This is a genomic window from Streptomyces sp. NBC_00273, from assembly GCF_036178145.1.
Lineage (GTDB): Bacteria > Actinomycetota > Actinomycetes > Streptomycetales > Streptomycetaceae > Streptomyces.
The window spans coordinates 5,074,015-5,093,776 of the sequence record NZ_CP108067.1 but is presented as its reverse complement, the minus strand read 5'-3'; the positions used below and the strand labels follow the sequence as shown (position 1 = coordinate 5,093,776).

The window sequence follows — 19,762 nt, the reverse complement described above, 5'->3', positions numbered from 1 at the left end:
GGACGCGGCGGAATTCTGTGATGTGAGTCACTGAACTCCGGCCCGTCGTCCCTCGATCACCCCTGGCTGTTCAGGACCGCCTCCATGACCGCCTTGGCGACGGGAGCGGCCAGACCGCCACCGCTGATGTCCTCGCGCTCCGCCTCGCTGTCCTCGATCACGACGGCGACGGCGACCGGCGAGGTCTTGTCCTGGTTTTCGGCGTAGGAGATGAACCAGGCGTAGGGGCGCTTCTTGTTGCCCTCGCCGTGCTGCGCCGTACCGGTCTTGCCGCCGACCGTGATGCCCTTCACCTTGGCCTTGCTGCCGGTGCCGTGCTCGACGACGTTGACCATCATCTGCTGCAGCTTCTCCGCGTTGGCGGCGGAGAGCGGCCGGCTCATCTCCTGCGGCTCGTGCTTCTCGATGATGTCCAGGTTGGGGGCCGTGAGATTGTCCACCATGTACGGCTTCATCAGCTTGCCGTCGTTGGCGATCGCGGCGGTGACCATGGCCATCTGGAGCGGGGTGGCGGCGGTGTTGAACTGCCCGATGGAGCTCTGGGCGTTGCCGTCCTTGCCCATCTTCTTGTCGTAGATGCTGGCGAACGCGCGGACCGGGATGTCGATCTTGTCGTTGTTGAAGCCGAACTTCTCCGAGGTCTCCACCATCTTGTCGCGGGTGACCTTGTCGCCCATGTTCGCGAAGACGGAGTTGCAGGAGATCTCGAGGGCCTTGTTCAGGCTGGCCTTCTCGCAGCCCTGGGCGTGGTTGACCATCACGGTCTTGGTGCCCGGCAGGAAGTACGGCTCGGGGGTGTCCGTGGCGGCGTTGATGTCCTGGACGACGCCGTGTTCGAGGGCGGCGGCCGCGGTGACCACCTTGAAGGTGGAGCCCGGCGGGTACGTCTCGCGCAGGGCGCGGTTGACGAGGTTCTTGTCCTCGCTGTCCTTCAGCTCGACCCAGGCCTTCTCGTCGTCCTTGGAGTTGCCCGCGAAGCGCGAGGGGTCGTACGAGGGCGTGGAGACCAGGGCCAGGATGGCGCCGGTGCGCGGGTCGATGGCCGCGACGGCGCCCTTCTTCGTGCCCAGCGCCTCGAAGGCGGCCTTCTGGGCATCGGGGTTCAGCGTGGTGACGACGTTGCCGCCCTGCTTCTTCTCCCCGGTGAACATGCCGATGGTGCGGTCGAAGAACAGCCGGTCGTCGTTGCCGGTGAGGATGCCGTCCTCGAGGGATTCCAGCTGGGTGGAGCCGAACGCCTGCGAGGCGTACCCGGTGACGGGAGCCCAGAGCTCGCCGTTCGTGTAGGTCCGCTTGTACTTGTAGTCGCTGCCGTCGGTCACCTTGGAACCGGTGATCGGCTCGCCGCCCTTGACGATGATGTTGCCGCGCTCGGTCGCGTACTGGGCGATCTGGACCCGGCGGTTCTCCTTGCGGGTGCTGAGCTCCTCGGCCTGCACGTACTGCAGCCAGTTGGTGCGGATCAGCAGGGCGAGGACGAGCAGTCCGCAGAACAGCGAGATGCGGCGCAGGGGCTTGTTCATGACGGACGGACCACCTGGGTCATCTCGGAGTCGGGGGACGGGGCGGGGGCCGGTGCGGGGCGGCGTGCGGTGTCGCTGATCCGGATGAGGATGGCGATGAGGATCCAGTTCGCGAGGACGGAGGAACCGCCGGACGCGAGGAAGGGCATCGTCATGCCGGTGAGGGGGATGAGGCCCATGACTCCGCCGGCGACCACGAAGATCTGGAGCGCGAAGGCGCCGGAGAGGCCGATGGCGAAGAGCTTGCCGAAGGGGTCGCGGGCGGCGAGCGCGGTGCGCACGCCCCGCTCGATGATGAGCCCGTAGAGCAGCAGGAAGGCCATCACGCCGGCGAGGCCGAGTTCTTCACCGACGGTGGAGAAGATGAAGTCGGAGTTGGCGGCGAAGCCGATCAGGTCGGAGTTGCCCTGGCCCCAGCCGGCGCCGAGGACGCCGCCGGAACCGAAGCTCATGATCGACTGGCCGACCTGCTCACAGGCGCCCGAGGTGGCGTAGCAGCCGAAGGGGTCGAGCCAAGCGTTGACACGGGCCTGGACGTGGCTGGCGAAGGTGCCGACGACCACGGCGCCGCCCACCGACATCAGCAGGCCGATGACGATCCAGCTGGTGCGCTCGGTGGCCACGTACAGCATGATCACGAACATGCCGAAGAAGAGCAGCGAGGTGCCGAGGTCGTTCTCGAAGACGAGGACGAGCAGGCTCATCGCCCAGATCATCAGGATCGGGCCGAGGTCGCGGCCGCGCGGCAGGTAGAGGCCCATGAAGCGGCGGCTGGCCAGGGCGAGCGCGTCGCGCTTCACCATCAGGTAGCCGGCGAAGAAGATCGCGATGACGATCTTCGCGAACTCACCGGGCTGGATGGAGAAGCCGCCCACGCTGATCCAGATCTTCGCGCCGAAGACGTCGGCGCCCAGACCCGGGACGACGGGCAGGATCAGCAGGACCAGGGCGCCCGCCATCGAGATGTACGTGAATCTCTGCAGGACGCGGTGGTCTTTCAGGACCAGCAGGACGGCGGCGAACAGGGCGATGGCGAGGGCCGTGTACATCATCTGGCGCGGCGCGGAGGGGGAGAACGTGCCGAAGGACCGCTTGGCGAGGTTCTGCAGGCGCTCGGACTGGTCCAGGCGCCAGATCAGGACGAGGCCCAGCCCGTTGAGCAGGGTCGCCAGCGGCAGCAGCAGCGGGTCGGCGTACTTGGCGTACCGGCGCACGACGAGGTGCGCGATCCCGGCGAGGGCGCCGAGGCCGAGGCCGTAGAGCACCATGCCGGGGGGCAGGGTGCCGTTGATCGCGAGGCCCACGTTGGCGTAGGCGAACATCGGGATGAGCACGGCGAAGCCGAGCAGCAGGAGCTCGGTGTTGCGCCTGCTCGGCAGCTCGATGGCGCCGATGGTGGTCGTATTGGTGACAACGCTCATGGTGTGGCAGGCCCCCTGCGCCCGCGTATGTCTACTACTTCCCGCACAGCCCGACCAGTTGCTGCTCCTCGGGAGTCAGGCTGGGGGCGGGCGTCTGGCTGTTCTGCGCCTCGACGTTGCGGCGCTCCTCGTCCTTCTTGCAGGCGGACACCTGGACGCCGAGGTCGTCGAGCTTCTTGCGCGCGGCGTCGAAGCTGTTCTCGCTGATGGTGGCCTCGACCAGCTTCTGCTTGAAGGGCGGCAGGTACTTCAGTTCGATGTCGGGGCGGTCGGTCTCCACCTTGGAGAGCTCCAGCGGCCCCAGCTTCGGGCTGATGCCGCGGAAGAGCGCGACGTGCTCGCCCTTCACGCCCACGTAGAACTGGGTCTGGGTCCAGCGCCAGCCCGCGTAGAGGCCACCGCCGACGACGCCGGCGACGATGAGCAGGGTCAGCGTACGGGTGGTCCACTTGCGCCCTTTGCTGCGGCGCCTGCGGGGGTGGTTGTACGTGTCCTCGTAGGCGGGGTCGGCGGTGTAGGCGTCGGCTTCGCCGAAGGTGCCGTAGCCGTTGCCGCCCTGGCCCTGCCCCTGGTCGGAGTAGCCGTAGCCGGGGGCGTCGCCGCTGCCGGGGGGGCCGAAGGCGCCGGCCGGGGGCTGGCCGCGGCGGCCGAGGCCCGAGGCCCGGCCGGCCGGGGTCTGCATGGCGTTGCCGCTGTCGAAGAGCTGGTGCTGGTTCTCGGCGACCGCGCCGACGACCACCGGGGTGTCGCTGACCTGGGCGGCGAGGGTGTCGCCGCTGTCGGTGTCGAGGACGTCGGCGACGATGCAGGTGATGTTGTCGGGTCCGCCGCCGCGCAGGGCGAGCTGGATCAGCGACTGCACGGTCTCGCGGGGACCGTGGTAGTCGGCGAGGGTCTCTTCCAGGGTCTGGTGGGAGACGACGCCGGACAGCCCGTCGGAGCAGATCAGGTAGCGGTCACCGGCCCGGACCTCACGGATGGAGAGGTCGGGCTCGACGATGTCGCCGCTGCCGAGCGCGCGCATCAGGAGCGAGCGCTGCGGGTGGGTGGTGGCTTCTTCCTCCGTGATGCGCCCCTCGTCGACGAGGCGCTGCACCCAGGTGTGGTCCTGGGTGATCTGGGTGAGGACGCCGTCGCGGAGCAGATAGGCGCGGGAGTCGCCGACGTGGACGAGGCCGAGGCGCTGGCCGGTCCACAGCAGGGCGGTCAGCGTGGTGCCCATGCCTTCGAGCTGCGGGTCCTCCTCGACCATCACGCGCAGCTGGTCGTTGGCGCGCTGTACGGCCGTGGCCAGCGAGGTGAGGATGTCGGAGCCCGGGACGTCGTCGTCGAGCTGCACGAGGGTGGAGATCACCTCGGAGCTCGCGACCTCGCCGGCGGCCTGGCCTCCCATGCCGTCGGCGATCGCGAGGAGCCGGGGACCGGCGTAACCGGAATCCTCGTTGCCCTCGCGGATCATGCCCTTGTGTGATCCGGCGGCGAACCGCAGGGACAGACTCATGCGCACCTGCCCTGTCGACGAAGCTGCCTCCGGGTACAACCGGTCTCGAGCCACACTGCCCACCCTCCGGTCGGGAGCGCGCTCGGGTCCGTGTCCTCGGTGGCACGGATCACCGCCGCGCGCTCGCTCCGCTCGCTCATTCTCGTACTACTTCCGCAGCTCGATGACGGTCTTGCCGATGCGGATCGGTGCGCCCGGCGGAATGGGCGTCGGGGTGGTCAGCCGGGTCCGGTCGAGATACGTGCCGTTGGTGGACCCGAGATCCTCGACGATCCACTGGCCGTCACGGTCGGGATAGATCCTGGCATGGCGGCTGGACGCGTAGTCGTCGTCCAGCACGATCGTGGAGTCGTGCGCGCGGCCCAGCGTGATCGTCTGGCCGGCGAGGGCCACCGTGGTTCCCGTGAGGATGCCCTCGGAGACGACGAGCTTGGTGGGTGCGCCGCGCCGCTGGCGCTGCTGCGGAGGCGTGGCTTGGCGGCCCGCCTGCTGCGGGGCGCCGCCGGCGCCTCCGCCGCCACGACGGGACCCGCGTTGGGTCACGCGCGTCCCGAAGAGATCGCTGCGGATGACCTGTACGGCCACGATGACGAACAGCCACAGAACGGCCAGGAAACCCAACCGCATGACCGTCAGGGTCAGCTCTGACATTGCCCCCGCTTCACCCTTCGGCTTGCCGGTAAATGATGGTGGTGCTGCCCACGACGATCCGCGAGCCGTCGCGGAGCGTAGCGCGGGTGGTGTGCTGCCCGTCCACCACGATGCCGTTGGTGGACCCGAGATCCTGGATCGTCGAGGGCGTTCCGGTCCGGATCTCACAGTGCCGGCGGGATACGCCGGGGTCGTCGATCCGCACGTCGGCTTCCGTGCTTCGGCCGAGTACGAGCGTGGGGCGCGAGATCTGGTGGCGGGTGCCGTTGATCTCGATCCAGTGGCGCCGGGCGCCGCCCGGGCCGGCCGCGGGGGCCGGTCCGCCGGGCCCGCCCGGAGCGGGCCGCCGGGCGCCTGGTCCGCCCGGGGGCGGAGCACTGGGCATGGGCGGGGCCGCGACCGGGGGATATCCGTAGCCGCCCTGTGGCTGGTTCTCCGGCGGGTAGCCGTAGCCGCCCTGTGGTGAGGGTGGTCCGGCCTGCGGCTGGGAGGTGCTGGAGGCGAGGGTGCGGCTGCGGACCCGGTAGAGCCCGGTGTCGAGGTCGTCGGCCTTCTCCAGGTGGACCTTGATGGGGCCCATGAAGCTGTAGCGCTGCTGCTTGGCGTAGTCGCGGACGAGGCCCGCGAGCTCGTCGCCGAGCTGCCCGGAGTAGGGACTCAGACGGTCGTAGTCGCCGGCGCTGAGCTCGACGATGAAGTCGTTGGGGACGACGGTCCGCTCGCGGTTCCAGATGGTGGCGTTGTTGTCGCACTCCCGCTGGAGGGCTCCGGCGATCTCCACCGGCTGGACCTCGGACTTGAACACCTTGGCGAAGGTGCCGTTCACCAGACCTTCGAGTCGCTGCTCGAACCGCTTCAGAACTCCCATGGGGCACCTCCTCCGTCGCTGTCGCCCTGTACTGCTTACTGATCGTATCCACGCGTGGCGGATTCGGGTGGTTCCCCATCGTTCCTGTGAGGACGAGTGTTGGTCCTCACAAGCGATCGTAGGGGCGCTCCAGGGACAGTGTCCCGCACCGGGAGCGGAGTGCGGGAGGGGCCGTCCGCGGCGGGCCGAGGGGGTGCCGGGAAAGCGATGTGAATCCTCCCCGTTCTCCGTGCTAATGTTTCGACGTCGCCAGGGGAAAGGCCCGAAAGGGAAGATCCACTGGGGCGCTACTCGGGCGAGTGGCGGAACGGCAGACGCGCTGGCTTCAGGTGCCAGTGTCCTTCGGGACGTGGGGGTTCAAATCCCCCCTCGCCCACATCGACGAGACGGTCGTCACTGCGAAAGCGGTGGCGGCCGTTTCGTGTTTCCCCCGGGTGCGTGTGTGACGTACGTCCCTCCTCGGGGCCCCTGAGCTGTGGTCTTTTCGCAGGACCTGGTTAGGGTGATCCAACTGTCCGCATCACGGGACGAGTTGTGGCCGCCGGACGTGCGGGACCGCTCGTGTCCCCTCCGGCCGACACCGTCAGGATTCAGACATGCTCACGTCGAACGAGGCCGTCGAAGCGGCCCGGGCCCGTCTTGAGCAGGCGTTCGCCTCGGAGCCGTGGACCATCGTGCTGCGGCCGGAGCTCACCCAGGAGCACGAGGCGGCCTGGATCGTCCGGTACGACACCCAGGAGGGCATCGACGCCGGGGATCCCCCGGTGGGTCCGTTCCACAAAGTGGTGATCGTGCCCAAGGACGGGTCCCGGGCGGACTTCCCGCCGACGCACCTGCCCCTCGACGAGTACCTCGCCTACGTGCGCCACGGCGGCTGGGAGCGGGCCGGAACGGCGAAGACCTCGAAGGCCGCACCGTGGCAGACCGCGCTGGAGTGGCTGCTGGCCACGTACGGCGGGCTCGTCGAGCTGGTGGGCATCGAGCCCGTCGCCGAGGACGCCGGGACCTGGCTGTTCGCCTGTCGGAGCACCGAGCGGCCCGGCCGTCCGCGCACGCCGATGCTGGCGGCGTCGCTCGTGGTGCCCAAGGACCACGGGGAGCCCTTCCACCCCGCTTCGAACGATCCGTGGGGCGACGCCTCGGCCTACGCGCACGATCCGGTCGAGCGCGACCCGCAGGCGCAGGCGTGGCGGCTGAACGCGCGCGGCCGCGTGGTCACGACGGCCGCCGCGCTCGCGGGCAGTCCCTCGTCGCCGCTGCCGTGGCAGCCCGCGCACGAGGCGCCCGGCTGGTGGGAACTGCTGCTGCGCCACCACTTCCCGGCCGCGCGCCAGCTGCGGTGCGCGAGCTGGGACGAGGTGATCGCGCGGGCCGAGGAGACCGGGCCGGACACCCGGGGCGTGGTGTGGGTGCGGCGGGTCATCGGCGCCGCCGAGGTCAGCGGGCACCTGCTGTACGTGCACCACGACGGCCGTCGGGTGGTGTTCCTGGACGGGATGACCGGCGGGCCGGCCCGGCTGGACCGGGTCGCCGTGCTGGAGCTGGTCTTCGCCCGCGTCGCGGGCCCGACGGGACGGTGAAGCCAGGCCCCGGCAGGCGGGGGACGGGACACCGGTCGACTTTCGTCGTGCGGGGTGAGACGAAAGAGGGCGGTCGGGCCGGGGTGCGGGTGTTTAGGGTCGGGCGCGTGGATGCGAAGGCGAAGACGCGGGCCGGCTGGGACTGGCTGAGGGGCCCGGAGCCGTGGACCCGGCGGATGCTGGCGGGGGACCTGGCGCTCGGCGGCGTACTGGCCATACTCGGCCTGGGCATCGAGGAGGTCAGCAACGCCTCCGGGCAGCGCATGCTGCTCGGCGCCGCGGCCGCGGTGGTACTGACGCTGATGCGCCGCAGGCTGCCCGCCAGCACGCTCGTGATCGCCTCGGGCTTGGCCAACTTCCTGCCCGGGTCCTTCTTCGTCCTGCCCCTCCTGGGGTGGTCGGCCGGGCGGCGGATCATCGGGGTGGGCCGGGCCCTGGCCGCCTTCACGCTCGCCTTCGTGGCGGCGATCGGCTGCGGCGTGGTGGACCAGTGGTCGCAGATGCAGCCGCTGCTGGTGATCGTGTTCTCCACGCTGATGTTCCTGGCGACGACCGTGATGCCGGGTCTGGCCAGCCGGTACTGGTCGCAGCGCCGCACGCTGCTGCGCGCACTCCAGGAGCGCAACGGTCAATTGCTGCGCGAGCGGGCCATGGTCGCCGGGCAGGCGAGGCTGCGCGAGCGCCAGCGCATCGCCCAGGACATGCACGACAGCCTGGGTCACCAACTGGCCCTGATCTCCGTGCACACCGGGGCACTGGAGGTGGATCCGCAGCTCACCGACCGCCAGCGCGAGGCGGTGGGGGTGCTGCGGCAGGCCTCGGTGGCCGCGATGCACGAGCTGCGCGAGGTCGTCGGCATCTTGCGCGACGGGGTCGAGTCCCCCGCGCCCGTGGAGGAGGCCCAACCCGCGGCGCGCGGGGTGGCCGGTATCGCCGGGGTCGTGGAGGCGGCGCGGGGCTCGGGCACCGACGTACGGCTGACCACGTCGGGGCAGCCGAGGCAGCTGGTCGCGGCGTGCGACCACGCCGCGTACCGGATCGTGCAGGAGGCCCTGACGAACGCGTACAAGCACGCGCCGGGGGCCTCGATCACGGTGGAGCTGCGGTTCGAGGACGACTCGCTGGTGGTGGAGATCGCCAACGGGCCGTCGGCCGGTCCGGCCGCCGACGAGGTGGTCTCGGGCGGGCAGGGCCTGACGGGGCTGCGCGAGCGGGCCCGGCTGGTCGGCGGGATGGTGCACGCGGGCCCCGTCGAGGGCGGCGGGTTCCGGGTGGCCGGGGTCCTTCCGTACGGGGCGGAGCCGGCCGGCGTGGTGGACGTGGCCGACGACTTCGGGCAGCAGGCCCACGCGCACGGTCCGCTGCCGGGGCGCGGGGACGAGCAGCCGATGGACTGGGGGGCGGTGGACCGGGAGCTGGCCGTGCGCGTGCCCAGCCGGTCCGGTGGCGTCGCGGTGGGCTGCGGGATCGCGTTCGCGGCGGTGGTGCTGCTGGTGATCGTGTTCGGCGCCGGAGTGGTACTGCTGTTGGACTCGGCGAGTGACGCGATGATCGACCGGGACGAGTTCGACGCCGTGCACGTGGGCGAGTCGGAGCAGTCCGTCCGCGACCGGCTGCCGACCGGGGAGAACTTCATGACCGCCGGGGCCGCCCGCAAGGGGCCGACGAGGCCGGCGGGCTCGGAATGTCTGGCCCTGCTGGCCGAGAACCAGCCGAGCGCCGTGGGAACGGACCGGATCTTCCGGTTCTGCTTCAAGGACGGCAAGCTCGTGGAAAAGCAGGAGTACGAGGTCAAGCAGTAGGAGCGCGGGGTGACAGCCGAAGTGATCAGAGTGGTGATCGCCGACGACGAGCCACTGATCCGGGCCGGGATCAGGATGATCCTGACCTCGGCGCCGGACATCGAGGTCGTCGCGGAGGCGGCCAACGGCAGGGAGGCGGTGGACCTGGCCCGCTCGCACGCGCCGGACGTGATGCTGCTGGACATCCAGATGCCGGTGATGGACGGGCTGACGGCGCTCGGGGAGCTGAGGCGGGCCGTGCCGGAGGTGCGGGCGCTGATCCTGACCACCTTCGGGGAGAAGGAGAACGTGTTGCGGGCGCTGGGCGAGGGCGGCGCGGGGTTCCTGCTGAAGGACTCGGCTCCGGGCGAGCTGATCGGGGCGGTCCGGGCGGCCGCGGCCGGGGACGCCTACCTCTCGCCGGGGGCCACCCGGCACGTGGTGGACCAGTTGGCGTCCGGGAAGGCCGCCGTGCGCGGTGAGGTGGCCCGGCGTCAGGTGGCGGAGCTCAGCCAGCGCGAGCGCGGTGTGCTCGCGCTGCTGGGCGAGGGGCTGTCCAACGCGGAGGCGGGCCGGCGGCTGCACATGAGCGAGGCGACCGTGAAGACGTACGTGAGCCGGATCCTGGCGAAGCTGGACTGCGAGAACCGGGTGCAGGCGGCGCTGCTGGCCAGGGACGCCGGGCTGTAGATACGGTCAGCCCGTTCGATAAGCGATCAATGAAGTGAACGGGTGGGGGCGGCGTCGATGGCGGCGATGACGGGTCAGCGGATTCCGGACGTGGCGGGCTTCGCGCCGAGGGCGGCGGCCGGCTCGCCGAAGGAGGAGGGCAAGGCGCTGCGCGCCCGCCTGCCGAGGTCGGCGCACGCCGCCTTCGTGGCGCCGGCCGGGCGGCCGGACGCCGTGCGTGCGGTGGAGGAGTCCAACGCCGGGCGGGTCGCCGAGCTGACTCCGATAAGGGTCGGCCGGATGGCCGCGAACCCCTTCGCGTTCCTGCGCGGGGCGGCCGGGCTGATGGCCCACGACCTGTCCGGTGGTCCGGTGACCGGGGTCGGCGCGCAGATCTGCGGAGACGCGCACGCCGCGAACTTCGGTCTGTACGGGGATGCCCGCGGGCGGCTCGTCATCGACCTCAACGACTTCGACGAGACCGTGTTCGGCCCCTGGGAATGGGACGTGAAGCGGCTGGCGGCCTCGCTGGTGCTGGCGGGCCGGGTGGCCGGCGCGGACGAGGACACCTGCAGGGCGGCCGCGCTCGACGCGGTCGGCGCCTACCGGCGCACCATGCGGCTCCTGTCCAAGCTGCCCGCGCTCGACGCGTGGAACGCCATCGCCGACGAGGAACTGGTCTCGCACGCCGACGCCCGCGATCTGCTGGGCACGCTGGAGCGGGTCTCGGAGAAGGCCCGCAACAACACCTCTGCGCGGTTCGCCGCCAAGTCCACGGAGATAGGCCCGGACGGCGGCCGCCGCTTCGTCGACGCGCTGCCCGTACTGCGCCGGGTCGGGGACGCGGAAGCGGCGGCCGTGGCGACCTCGCTCGGTCCCTACCTGCAGACGCTCCAGGGCGACCGGCTGCCGCTGCTGGCCCGGTACGCGATCCAGGACGTGGCCTTCCGCGTGGTGGGCACCGGGAGCGTCGGCACCCGCTCGTACGTGGTCCTGTTGCTGGACCACCGGGGCGAGCCGCTGGTGCTCCAGGTCAAGGAGGCGCGGCCCTCGGTGCTGCTGCCGCACCTGCCCGGGCTCGGCTTCGTCTCGGCGCCGGAGGAGCACGAGGGCCACCGGGTGGTGGCCGGGCAGAAGCGGATGCAGGTGGTCTCCGACATCATGCTGGGCTGGACCACGGTGGAGGGCCGCCCCTTCCAGGTGCGACAGTTCCGCAACCGCAAGGGCAGCGTGGATCCGGCGGCGCTGGCCGTCGAGCAGATCGACGACTACGGGCGGATGACCGGCGCCCTGCTGGCCCGGGCGCACGCGCACAGCGTCGACCCGCGGCTGCTGGCCGGGTACTGCGGGAAGAACGACGAGCTGGACGAGGCGATGGCGACCTTCGCCGTGGCCTACGCCGACCGTACCGAGGCCGATCACGCCGACCTGGTGGCGGCGGTGCGGGCCGGCCGGATCGCGGCGGAGACCGGGGTCTGAGGGCCCTGTCGCCGGGGGCGGTGTTTCACGTGAAACACCGCCCGTGCGGACGGGCCGTAGGCTGGCCGGGTGAGCGAGCAGACCGAGCAGCCTGAGCAGACAGTCCCCGGTGATTCCGGTGACTCCTCCGTCACCGGTGAGGAGCGCCCGGAGGCGCGCCTGGAGCGGGCCGTGCGGGCCGCCGAGCAGGCGCTGATCGAGTTCGAGATCGCGGTGGAGACCTTCCGGGTGGAGGTGGAGAACTTCTCCCGCCTGCACCACCAGAAGCTGGGCCCCATGTACACGCGGCTCGACGAGCTGGACGCCCTGATCGCCGAGGCGAAGGCGTCCCGCAGCGGCGATCCCGAGGACCTGCGACGGGCGCAGGAAGCGCGCTCGCTGGTCATGCCGATGCCCGGGGTGGACGAGCTGTTCCACGACTGGCTGGGCTCGGACGGGATCTCCGACGACGCCTCCGCGATGCTGACCGACCGGCCCGTGCGGCCGCCGGAGCGGGTGCGGCCCTCGGAGGAGGTGCGCCGCCTCTACCGCGAGCTGGTCCGTCAGGCCCACCCCGACCTCGCCCAGGAGGACGGCGAGCGGGAGCGGCGCGACGCGTTCATCGCGCGGGTCAACGCGGCCTACGGGCGCGGCGACGAGGGGCTGCTGCGCGAGCTGGCCGAGGAGTGGGCGGCCGGACCGGCGCCCGAGGCGGCGGTACCGGGCGAGAGCGAGGAGCTGTACGCCCGGCTGGAGTGGCTGGCGCGCCGCAAGGAGCTGCTGTCGCTCGTCGCCAAGGAGCTGGAGGAGAGCGCGATCGGGTCGATGCTGCGGATGGCGCCCGAGGACCCCGACCGGCTGCTGGATGAGATCGCGGAGCAGTTGCTCGCGCAGGTCTCCGAGCGCGAGGCGGAGCTGGCGGCGGAGCTCGCCGCCGAGTGAGCCCGGTCCGCCCGTACCGGGTGGTCGGATAGGTTGGCAGCAGATTCGTGAAGAGAGAAGGCGACAGCTATGAACTTCGGACCGCTCCCCTCGGTGGACGCCACCGCGGTGCCCTCCGAAGGCTTTGTCCTCGACGTCCGTGAGGACGACGAATGGGCGGCCGGCCACGTCGAGGGTGCTCTGCACATCCCGATGAGCGACTTCGTGGCCCGCTTCGGTGAGCTGACCGAAGCCGTCGAGGACGGCCGCCGGGTGTACGTGATGTGCCGGGTCGGCGGGCGTTCCGCGCAGGTCACCCAGTACCTGGTGCGCCAGGAGATCGACGCGGTGAACGTCGACGGCGGGATGCAGGCCTGGGACGGTGCCGGGCGCCCGATGGTGACGGACAACGGGAACCCGGCCTTCGTGCTCTAGACCGACAGCGCCCGGCGCGGAGCCGGCTCAGGCGAGGGGGTGGGCGGCCAGCAGGTCGCCCAGGGCCTCCTCGTGGGCGGCAGCCGGGCCGAGCTGGAGCTCCAACTGCTTGGCCCAGGCGTGGTAGCGGTGCAGCGGGTAGTCGGTGTCGGCGCCGAAGCCGCCGTGCAGGTGCTGGGCGGTCTGTACGACGCGGCGCACGCCCTCCGAGGCCCAGATCTTGGCGACCGCGACATCACCGGAGGCGGGCAGCGGACCACCGGCGCCGCCGGTCGCGGCGTCCAGCCGCCAGGCGGCCTGCCACAGGGTGACCTCCATGGCGCGCAGGTCGATGTACCGGTCGGCCGCCTGGACGGCGACGGCCTGGAAGGTGGCCACCGGAAAGCCGAACTGTTCGCGCTTGGCGGTGTACCCGCTGGTCATGGTGAGGACGTTCTCGCCGAGTCCGAGCGCCATCGCGCAGGTCCCGGTGGCGAGGAGCTGGCGCAGCCGTTCCCAGGCTCCCGGGGTTTCGATGAGGTGCGTCCCGGCCACCCGCACGCCGTCGAGGGCGAGTTCGGCGAGCCGCTCCCCACTGGTGGAGACCTGCTCGGCGAGGGCCAGCCCTTCGGCGGCCCGCGGGACGAGCGCGAGGACTGCCTCGCCCTCGCCGGTGTGCGCGGGTACGGCGATCCAGTCCGCGCCGTGCGCCCAGGGGACCGCGGTCTGCGTGCCCTCCAGGATCCACGCCTCGCCCTCGCGGCGGGCGGTGACGGCGAGTTCGGCCGGGTCGTGGCCGGAGCGTCCGTGGGCGGCGGCGGTGAGCACGAGCGTGCCGCGCCCCGCGCCGGGCAGCAGGGCGGCGGCCAGTTCGGGACTGCCGTGGGCCTGCACGGCCATGGCGGTGGCGCAGTGTTCCAGCAGCGGGACCCGTGCCAGCACCTTCGCGGCTTCGCGCAGCACCAGGCACAGGGCGACGGCGTCCAGGCCCGCTCCCCCGTGCTCTTCGGCGAGGACCAGGCTCAGCAGGTCCGATGAGGCGAGCTTGGCCCACAACGGGCGGTCGAAGTCGTCGGCGACGGCCCCCGGGGTCAGTGCGGGGCTGGGCACCCCGTCGGGCGCGACATCCGCGAAGACGGCCCGGGCCGCCTCGACGGCGGCCTGCTGCTCCTCGGTGAAGGTGAAGTCCACTGCCTGTCCTCCCGCACGTTCGGGTCTGACGGTGTCGCGTCTGACGGTGCGTCAAGATAGAACAGGTTCTTGAAAATGGACAGGCCCCTGTCGTGGGACAGGGGCCGGACCCGAGGGACGTCGTCCCGCTCAGCGGTCGAAGTCGATCTCCACTTCCTCCGTGACCGGGTGCGACTGGCAGGCCAGGACGAATCCGGCCTCCGTCTCCTCGGCCTCCAGCGCGAAGTTGCGCTCCATCCGGACCTCGCCCGAGACCACGAACGCCCGGCAGGTGCCGCAGACGCCGCCCTTGCAGGCGTACGGGGCGTCCGCGCGGTTGCGGAGCACCGCGTCCAGCAGGGACTCGCCGTCCTGGACCGGCCAGGTGCCGGAACGGCCGTCGAGGCGGGCGGTGACCCGCCCGTGCGCGGGGGCCGGGGAACCCGCGGGGCGGGCCGTCGGCGTGGTGTCCTCGACGTGGAAGATCTCCTCGTGCACCCGGGTCCGTGCGACGCCGAGCGCGCCCAGGGCCCGCTCCGCGCCCTGCACCAGGCCGTACGGGCCGCACAGGAACCAGCCGGTCACCTCCGTCACCGGCAACAGCGCGGGCAGCAGGGACGCCAGCCGCTCCTCGTCCAGCCGCCCGGAGGGCAGCCCGGACTCCTGCTCCTCCCGGGAGAGGACCGTCACCAGCTGGAACCGCGCCGGATACCGGTCCTTGAGGTCGGCGACCTCCTCCAGGAACATCGTCGAGGCCGCCGTACGGTCGCTGCGCACGAGGCAGAAACGGGCGTCGGGCCGGGCGGCCAGCAGGCTCGCCGCGATCGACAGCACGGGCGTGATGCCGCTGCCGCCGACGATCGCCGCGTAGTGCCCCGAGGCCGGGGCGGCGGTGGGCTCCAGCACGAAGCGCCCGGCCGGGACCATGACCTCCAGCACGTCCCCGGCGGCGATCTCCTTGTGGGCGAAGGTGGAGAACTCGCCGCCCTCCACCAGCCGCACCCCGACCCGCAGCCGCTCCGGGCCCGGGCCGTCCGCGGACGGTGCCGGGGAGCAGATCGAGTAGGTGCGGCGGACCTCGGCGCCGCCCTCGGGGGCGGCGCGGCGCAGCGTCAGGTGCTGGCCCGGGGCGTGCCGGTAGTCCTCGCGCAGCTCCTCGGGAACCCGCAGGGTCAGTGCCACCGAATCGTCGGTGAGCCGGTCGACAGCCGCCACCGTCAGCGGGTGGAACGCGCCGTGGCGGGGGGCGGCCATCTAGAGCTCCTTGAAGTGGTCGAACGGTTCGCGGCAGGAGGTGCAGCGACGCAGCGCCTTGCACGCGGTGGAGGAGAAGCGGCTGAGCAGCTCGGTGTCGGTCGATCCGCAGTTCGGGCACCGCACCGACAGGGTCAGCGGGACCGGTCCCCCGGCCGCGTGCGGCCGGGGCGGGGCGATGCCGAACTCGGCGAGCTTGCGGCGGCCCTCGGCGCTGATGTCGTCGGTCGACCAGGCGGGGGCCAGCACGGTGGTCACCCGCACCTCGGGGATGCCGTGGCCGGTCAAGGCCCGCTCGATGTCGGCGGACATGGCTTCGATGGCCGGGCAGCCGGTGTAGGTCGGGGTCAGGGTGACCTCGGCGTGGCCGTCCTCGTGCATCCGCACCCCGCGCACCACACCGAGCTCACCGAGGGTGAGCACGGGCAGCTCCGGGTCCGGGACGGAGCCGGCCAGCGCGGCCAGTTCCGCCTCCAGGCGGGTCGTTCCGGCGTCGGTGGTCACCATGAGGCCCCCGGGTGGCTGCGGTGCAGGTGCTGCATCTCGGCGAGCATCCGGCCGAAGGACTCGGTGTGCAGGCCCTGGCGTCCGGCCCCGGCCGCCCAGGCGCCGGTGCGCGGCCCCTGGGGCAGGTCGAGGCCGGCCTGGTCCAGTACGCCGGTCAGCGCGGCCAGCCAGCGCTGCTCCAGGGCGGTCAGGTCCAGGCCGTCGAGGCCCTCCACCGGCTGGAACATCTCGCCGGTGTACTTCCACAGCGCGTCGAGGGCCGCCCGCATCCGGCTGCGGCTCTCCTCGGTGCCGTCCCCGAGCCGCAGGGTCCACTGCTCGGCGTGGTCGCGGTGGTACGCGGTCTCCTTGACGGCCTTGGCCGCCAGCGGCGCGAACGGGCCGTCCCCGCGGGCGAGCTCCCCGTAGACCTCGTGCTGGTAGAAGGAGAAGTAGAGCTGGCGGGCGATGGTGTGGGCGAAGTCACCGTTCGGCTGCTCGACCAGCTGGAGGTTGCGGAAGGACCGCTCCTCGCGCAGGTACGCCAGCTCGTCCTCGTCGCCGACCATGGACAGCAGGATCCGGGCCTGGCCGAGCAGGTCGAGGGCGATGTTGGCGAGGGCGACCTCCTCCTCCAGGACGGGGGCGTGTCCGGCCCATTCGCCGAGGCGGTGGGAGAGGATCAGCGCGTCGTCGCCGAGAGCGAGTGCCGCCGCGGCGCCGGCGCCGGTGAGGCGCGTGGTGTCGGTGCTGGTCACAGGTGGCTCACCCCCTCCGGGATGTCGTAGAAGGTGGGGTGCCGGTACGGCTTGTCGGCGGACGGCGCGAAGAACGGGTCCCGCTCGTCCGGCGAGGAGGCGGTGATCTCGGTGGAGGGCACCACCCAGATCGAGATGCCCTCGCCGCGCCGGGTGTAGAGATCGCGGGCGTTGCGCAGGGCCATCTCCGCGTCGGGGGCGTGCAGGCTGCCCGCGTGCGTGTGCGAGAGGCCGCGGCGCGAGCGCACGAAGACCTCCCACAGGGGCCAGTTCTGCGTCATACCCGTGCCTCCTCGTTCTGTCCGGCGTGCTTCGCCGCTTGCTGTGCCACCTGCTGTGCCGTCTGCTTGCGCGCATACGCGGCGGCCGCGTCGCGCACCCAGGCGCCTTCCTCGTGGGCCTTGCGCCGCTGGCCGATCCGCTCCTCGTTGCAGGGGCCGTTGCCCTTGAGCACGTTCCAGAACTCGGCCCAGTCGATGGCGCCGAAGTCGTGGTGGCCGCGCTCCTCGTTCCACTTCAGGTCCGGGTCGGGCAGGGTCAGACCGAGGGACTCGGCCTGCGGGACGGCGATGTCCACGAACCGCTGGCGCAGCTCGTCGTTCGAGTGCCGCTTGATGCGCCAGGCCATCGACTGGGCCGAGTGCGCCGACTCGTCGTCCGGCGGGCCGAACATCATCAGCGACGGCCACCACCACCGGTCCACCGCGTCCTGGGCCATCGCGTGCTGTGCCTCGGTGCCCTGCGAGAGGGCGAGGAGCAGCTCGTACCCCTGGCGCTGGTGGAAGGACTCCTCCTTGCAGATCCGGACCATGGCGCGGGCGTAGGGCCCGTAGGAGCAGCGGCAGATCGGCACCTGGTTGGTGATCGCCGCGCCGTCCACGAGCCAGCCGATGGCGCCGACGTCCGCCCAGGTCAGGGTGGGGTAGTTGAAGATCGAGGAGTACTTCTGCTTGCCCGAGTGGAGCTTGTCGAGCAGCTCGTCGCGGCTGGTGCCGAGGGTCTCGGCCGCGCTGTAGAGGTACAGCCCGTGGCCGGCCTCGTCCTGGACCTTGGCCATCAGGATCGCCTTGCGGCGCAGCGAGGGCGCGCGGGTGATCCAGTTGGCTTCGGGCTGCATGCCGATGATCTCGGAATGGGCGTGCTGCGCCATCTGGCGCACCAGGGAGGCGCGGTACTCGTCCGGCATCCAGTCGCGCGGCTCCACGCGCTCGTCGGCCGCCACGGCCGCGTCGAATGCCGCCGCGAGCTGTGCGCCCAGGTCAGCAGTCATGCCTGTCCCGTCCGTCCCGTCTGTCCCGAGGGCCGTGTCCGGCCCCGTCTCCGGGGTCACTGCCACCATTCCGGCCCCCTGCCAGAGTCCGCTGTCCGCCCGACCGACCGATCGTTCGGTTCATTCGCTTCAATGGTGAGCGGGCGGCCCGTAGGGTGTCAACCTCTGAGGTCAACCCTGTGGATGCCGGACGATCGGGTGGGGATGGATTCGAACGAGCACGAGCCCTCTGAAGGGGCCGCTCCGCCACTCCCGCGGACGCCCGGAATCGCCGGTCTGTCCGCCCCGTTCCGGGTCATGACCGCACTGGCCCTGGGGGTGATCGCGGTCGGCGCCTGCGCGCACCTCGCGCTCGTCTTCCTGCACGTGGCCCCGAGCAACACCCTCAGCACGCAGCACGCGAAGACGATCGACGCCTGGGTCTACCCCGAGTTCGAGCAGAACTGGAAGCTGTTCGCCCCCAACCCGCTGCAGCAGAACATCGCGGTGGAGGCGCGTGCGGAGGTCAGGGCCGCCGGCGGCGAGGTGGTCACCACCCCCTGGCACGACCTGAGCGCCGAGGACGGCGAGGCCATCCGGCACAGCCTGCTGCCGAGCCACACCCGGCAGAACGAGCTCCGCCGCGCCTGGGACTTCTTCACCGGCTCCCACGACGAGGACAACAGGCCGAACGGCGAGCGCGGGCAACTGTCCGAGGAGTACCTCCGGCGGATCGCGCTGAACAGGTTCCCCCCGCAACCGCGGGACGGGACCGTCCTGCGGATCCAGTTGCGCTCGGCGACCACGGCGGTGCCCGCGCCGAAGTGGAGCACCGAGACCACCGACACCCAGACCTACTACCGGGAGCTGCCGTGGTGGACGGTGTGAGGCGCGCCCGCGAGGCGGCGGGCCGGGCGGTCGCGCAGATCACCGGGCAGGCGCTGGGTCCGTACCAGAGCGCCGTGGTCCGCATCGGCTTCGCCGCGACCTGGCTCTTCTTCCTGCTGCGCGAGTTCCCCAACCGCGCCGAGCTGTACGGGCCGGACGGGCCGTGGAGCTGGGACCTCGCGGAGCGGCTGATCGATTCCAACCACGCCTTCACGGTGCTGATGTGGTCGGACTCGACGCTGTGGTTCGAGCTCGTCTACGCGGTGTCCGTGCTGGCGAGCGCGGGGCTGCTGCTGGGCTGGCGGACGCGGGCGACGTCCGTGGTCTTCATGGTCGGCGTGCTGTCGCTGCAGAACCGCAGCGTGTTCATGGGCGACGGCGGGGACAACGTCATCCACCTGATGGCGATCTACCTGGTGCTGACCCGGTGCGCGCAGGTCTGGTCGCTGGACGCGCGCAGGGCCCGTACGCACGGCTCGGCGACGGCCGGGGCGGCCGGGCCGGTGCTGTGGGGCGTGCTGGGCGCGGTGTTCGTCTTCGGAGGGGGCACCGGCCGGTTCGGCTACGGCTGGCTGGCGGCGTTCGCGGCGGTGTGGGTGGTCTGCGGGCTGTGGTGGTTGGTCGACCGCCACGAGCCGGAGGGCGAGGCGCGGGCGTTCCTGGACGTCCTGGCCAACCTGCTGCACAACGCGGGCATGCTGGTGATCATGGCGGAGGTCTGTCTGATCTACGCGACGGCGGGCTGGTACAAGATCCAGGGGTCCCGGTGGCAGGACGGGACCGCCCTGTACTACCCGCTGGGGCTGGACTACTTCACCCCGTGGCCGGCGCTGTCGGCGCTGGTGGCGGGGAGCGGGACGCTGGTCATGCTGCTGTCGTACGGGACGGTGGTGGTGCAGGTCGCGTTCCCGTTCACGCTGTTCAACCGGCGGATCAAGAACGTGCTGCTGGCGTTGATGATGCTGGAGCACGTGGGGATCGCGGTGCTGCTGGGGCTGCCGTTCTTCTCGTTGGCGATGATCGCCGCGGACGCGGTGTTCCTGCCGACCGGGTTCCTGGTGTGGCTGGGAGCGCGGGCCGTCACGCGACGGCGGCGTGCGGTGGAGCCGGTGGCGGATCCCGCCGACCCGGTGCCGGCGCAGGTGCCCGCACAGCGCTGACGGCGCCCTG

19 protein-coding genes and 1 tRNA gene are annotated in these 19,762 nt (G+C 71.5%); 9 read left to right on the top strand and 11 right to left on the bottom strand.

Annotated features, from left to right (window positions below; all coding sequences use genetic code 11):
• Positions 1-56: 56 nt before the first annotated feature.
• From OG386_RS22315 to OG386_RS22295, 5 genes are all read right to left on the bottom strand, one after another.
• On the bottom strand, positions 57-1,523 hold the full coding sequence (locus OG386_RS22315) for a peptidoglycan D,D-transpeptidase FtsI family protein (RefSeq protein WP_327384298.1): 1,467 nt from the start codon (positions 1,521-1,523) through the stop codon (positions 57-59).
• The gene (locus OG386_RS22310) at positions 1,520-2,944 is read right to left on the bottom strand and encodes an FtsW/RodA/SpoVE family cell cycle protein (RefSeq protein ID WP_327384297.1); all 1,425 of its coding nucleotides are present in this window, start codon (positions 2,942-2,944) and stop codon (positions 1,520-1,522) included. The genes OG386_RS22315 and OG386_RS22310 overlap by 4 nt, the downstream gene beginning before the upstream one ends.
• Positions 2,945-2,978: 34 nt before the next feature.
• Positions 2,979-4,445, bottom strand: coding sequence for a PP2C family protein-serine/threonine phosphatase (locus tag OG386_RS22305; protein ID WP_328789613.1), 1,467 nt, complete (start codon positions 4,443-4,445; stop codon positions 2,979-2,981).
• Between the two features lie 147 nt (positions 4,446-4,592).
• A complete protein-coding gene (locus OG386_RS22300) occupies positions 4,593-5,096 on the bottom strand; it encodes an FHA domain-containing protein FhaB/FipA (protein WP_030013067.1) in 504 nt (167 codons plus the stop codon).
• A 10-nt stretch (positions 5,097-5,106) separates the two neighbouring features.
• Positions 5,107-5,964 carry a DUF3662 and FHA domain-containing protein gene (locus OG386_RS22295; protein ID WP_328789612.1) on the bottom strand — a complete coding sequence of 286 codons (858 nt, stop codon included), beginning with the start codon at positions 5,962-5,964 and terminating at the stop codon, positions 5,107-5,109.
• A 293-nt stretch (positions 5,965-6,257) separates the two neighbouring features.
• On the opposite strand from OG386_RS22295, the gene OG386_RS22290 reads away from it, so the two are divergent.
• The 7 genes from OG386_RS22290 to OG386_RS22260 all read left to right on the top strand — a co-directional run bounded on the left by OG386_RS22290 (position 6,258) and on the right by OG386_RS22260 (position 12,808).
• Positions 6,258-6,340, top strand: a tRNA-Leu gene (locus OG386_RS22290).
• 220 nt (positions 6,341-6,560) lie between these two features.
• Positions 6,561-7,544: a YrhB domain-containing protein gene (locus tag OG386_RS22285; protein WP_328789611.1), complete on the top strand. Its 984-nt coding sequence runs from the start codon at positions 6,561-6,563 to the stop codon at positions 7,542-7,544.
• 107 nt (positions 7,545-7,651) lie between these two features.
• Complete coding sequence (locus OG386_RS22280; RefSeq protein ID WP_328789610.1) at positions 7,652-9,346, top strand: sensor histidine kinase; 1,695 nt, start codon at positions 7,652-7,654, stop codon at positions 9,344-9,346.
• Between the two features lie 9 nt (positions 9,347-9,355).
• A complete protein-coding gene (locus tag OG386_RS22275) occupies positions 9,356-10,015 on the top strand; it encodes a response regulator transcription factor (RefSeq protein ID WP_328789609.1) in 660 nt (219 codons plus the stop codon).
• Between the two features lie 57 nt (positions 10,016-10,072).
• A complete protein-coding gene (locus tag OG386_RS22270; protein WP_328789608.1) occupies positions 10,073-11,473 on the top strand; it encodes a DUF2252 domain-containing protein in 1,401 nt (466 codons plus the stop codon).
• 159 nt (positions 11,474-11,632) lie between these two features.
• On the top strand, positions 11,633-12,394 hold the full coding sequence (locus tag OG386_RS22265) for a hypothetical protein (RefSeq protein WP_328793315.1): 762 nt from the start codon (positions 11,633-11,635) through the stop codon (positions 12,392-12,394).
• Between the two features lie 69 nt (positions 12,395-12,463).
• A complete protein-coding gene (locus tag OG386_RS22260) occupies positions 12,464-12,808 on the top strand; it encodes a rhodanese-like domain-containing protein (RefSeq protein ID WP_109779232.1) in 345 nt (114 codons plus the stop codon).
• Between the two features lie 27 nt (positions 12,809-12,835).
• Here OG386_RS22260 and OG386_RS22255 read toward each other — a convergent pair whose 3' ends face one another.
• From OG386_RS22255 to paaA, 6 genes are all read right to left on the bottom strand, one after another.
• Complete coding sequence (locus tag OG386_RS22255) at positions 12,836-13,978, bottom strand: acyl-CoA dehydrogenase family protein (RefSeq protein WP_328789607.1); 1,143 nt, start codon at positions 13,976-13,978, stop codon at positions 12,836-12,838.
• Between the two features lie 129 nt (positions 13,979-14,107).
• On the bottom strand, positions 14,108-15,211 hold the full coding sequence (gene paaE, locus OG386_RS22250; protein WP_328789606.1) for a 1,2-phenylacetyl-CoA epoxidase subunit PaaE: 1,104 nt from the start codon (positions 15,209-15,211) through the stop codon (positions 14,108-14,110).
• Positions 15,212-15,718 (bottom strand): 1,2-phenylacetyl-CoA epoxidase subunit PaaD, encoded by a 507-nt coding sequence (gene paaD / locus OG386_RS22245; RefSeq protein WP_327384288.1) that lies wholly within the window; start codon positions 15,716-15,718, stop codon positions 15,212-15,214.
• Positions 15,712-16,455 (bottom strand): 1,2-phenylacetyl-CoA epoxidase subunit PaaC, encoded by a 744-nt coding sequence (gene paaC, locus OG386_RS22240; RefSeq protein ID WP_327384287.1) that lies wholly within the window; start codon positions 16,453-16,455, stop codon positions 15,712-15,714. Before paaC ends, paaD begins: the two co-directional genes overlap by 7 nt.
• The gene (gene paaB, locus OG386_RS22235) at positions 16,452-16,736 is read right to left on the bottom strand and encodes a 1,2-phenylacetyl-CoA epoxidase subunit PaaB (RefSeq protein WP_030009045.1); all 285 of its coding nucleotides are present in this window, start codon (positions 16,734-16,736) and stop codon (positions 16,452-16,454) included. Before paaB ends, paaC begins: the two co-directional genes overlap by 4 nt.
• Positions 16,733-17,794, bottom strand: a complete 1,062-nt coding sequence (gene paaA / locus OG386_RS22230) for a 1,2-phenylacetyl-CoA epoxidase subunit PaaA (RefSeq protein WP_405788041.1) — start codon at positions 17,792-17,794, stop codon at positions 16,733-16,735. Before paaA ends, paaB begins: the two co-directional genes overlap by 4 nt.
• Before the next feature lie 228 nt (positions 17,795-18,022).
• Here paaA and OG386_RS22225 point away from each other — a divergent pair, with 228 nt between their 5' ends.
• Positions 18,023-18,592: a DUF5819 family protein gene (locus OG386_RS22225; RefSeq protein ID WP_328789604.1), complete on the top strand. Its 570-nt coding sequence runs from the start codon at positions 18,023-18,025 to the stop codon at positions 18,590-18,592.
• On the top strand, positions 18,580-19,752 hold the full coding sequence (locus OG386_RS22220) for an HTTM domain-containing protein (RefSeq protein WP_405788044.1): 1,173 nt from the start codon (positions 18,580-18,582) through the stop codon (positions 19,750-19,752). Before OG386_RS22225 ends, OG386_RS22220 begins: the two co-directional genes overlap by 13 nt.
• Positions 19,753-19,762: the final 10 nt, after the last annotated feature.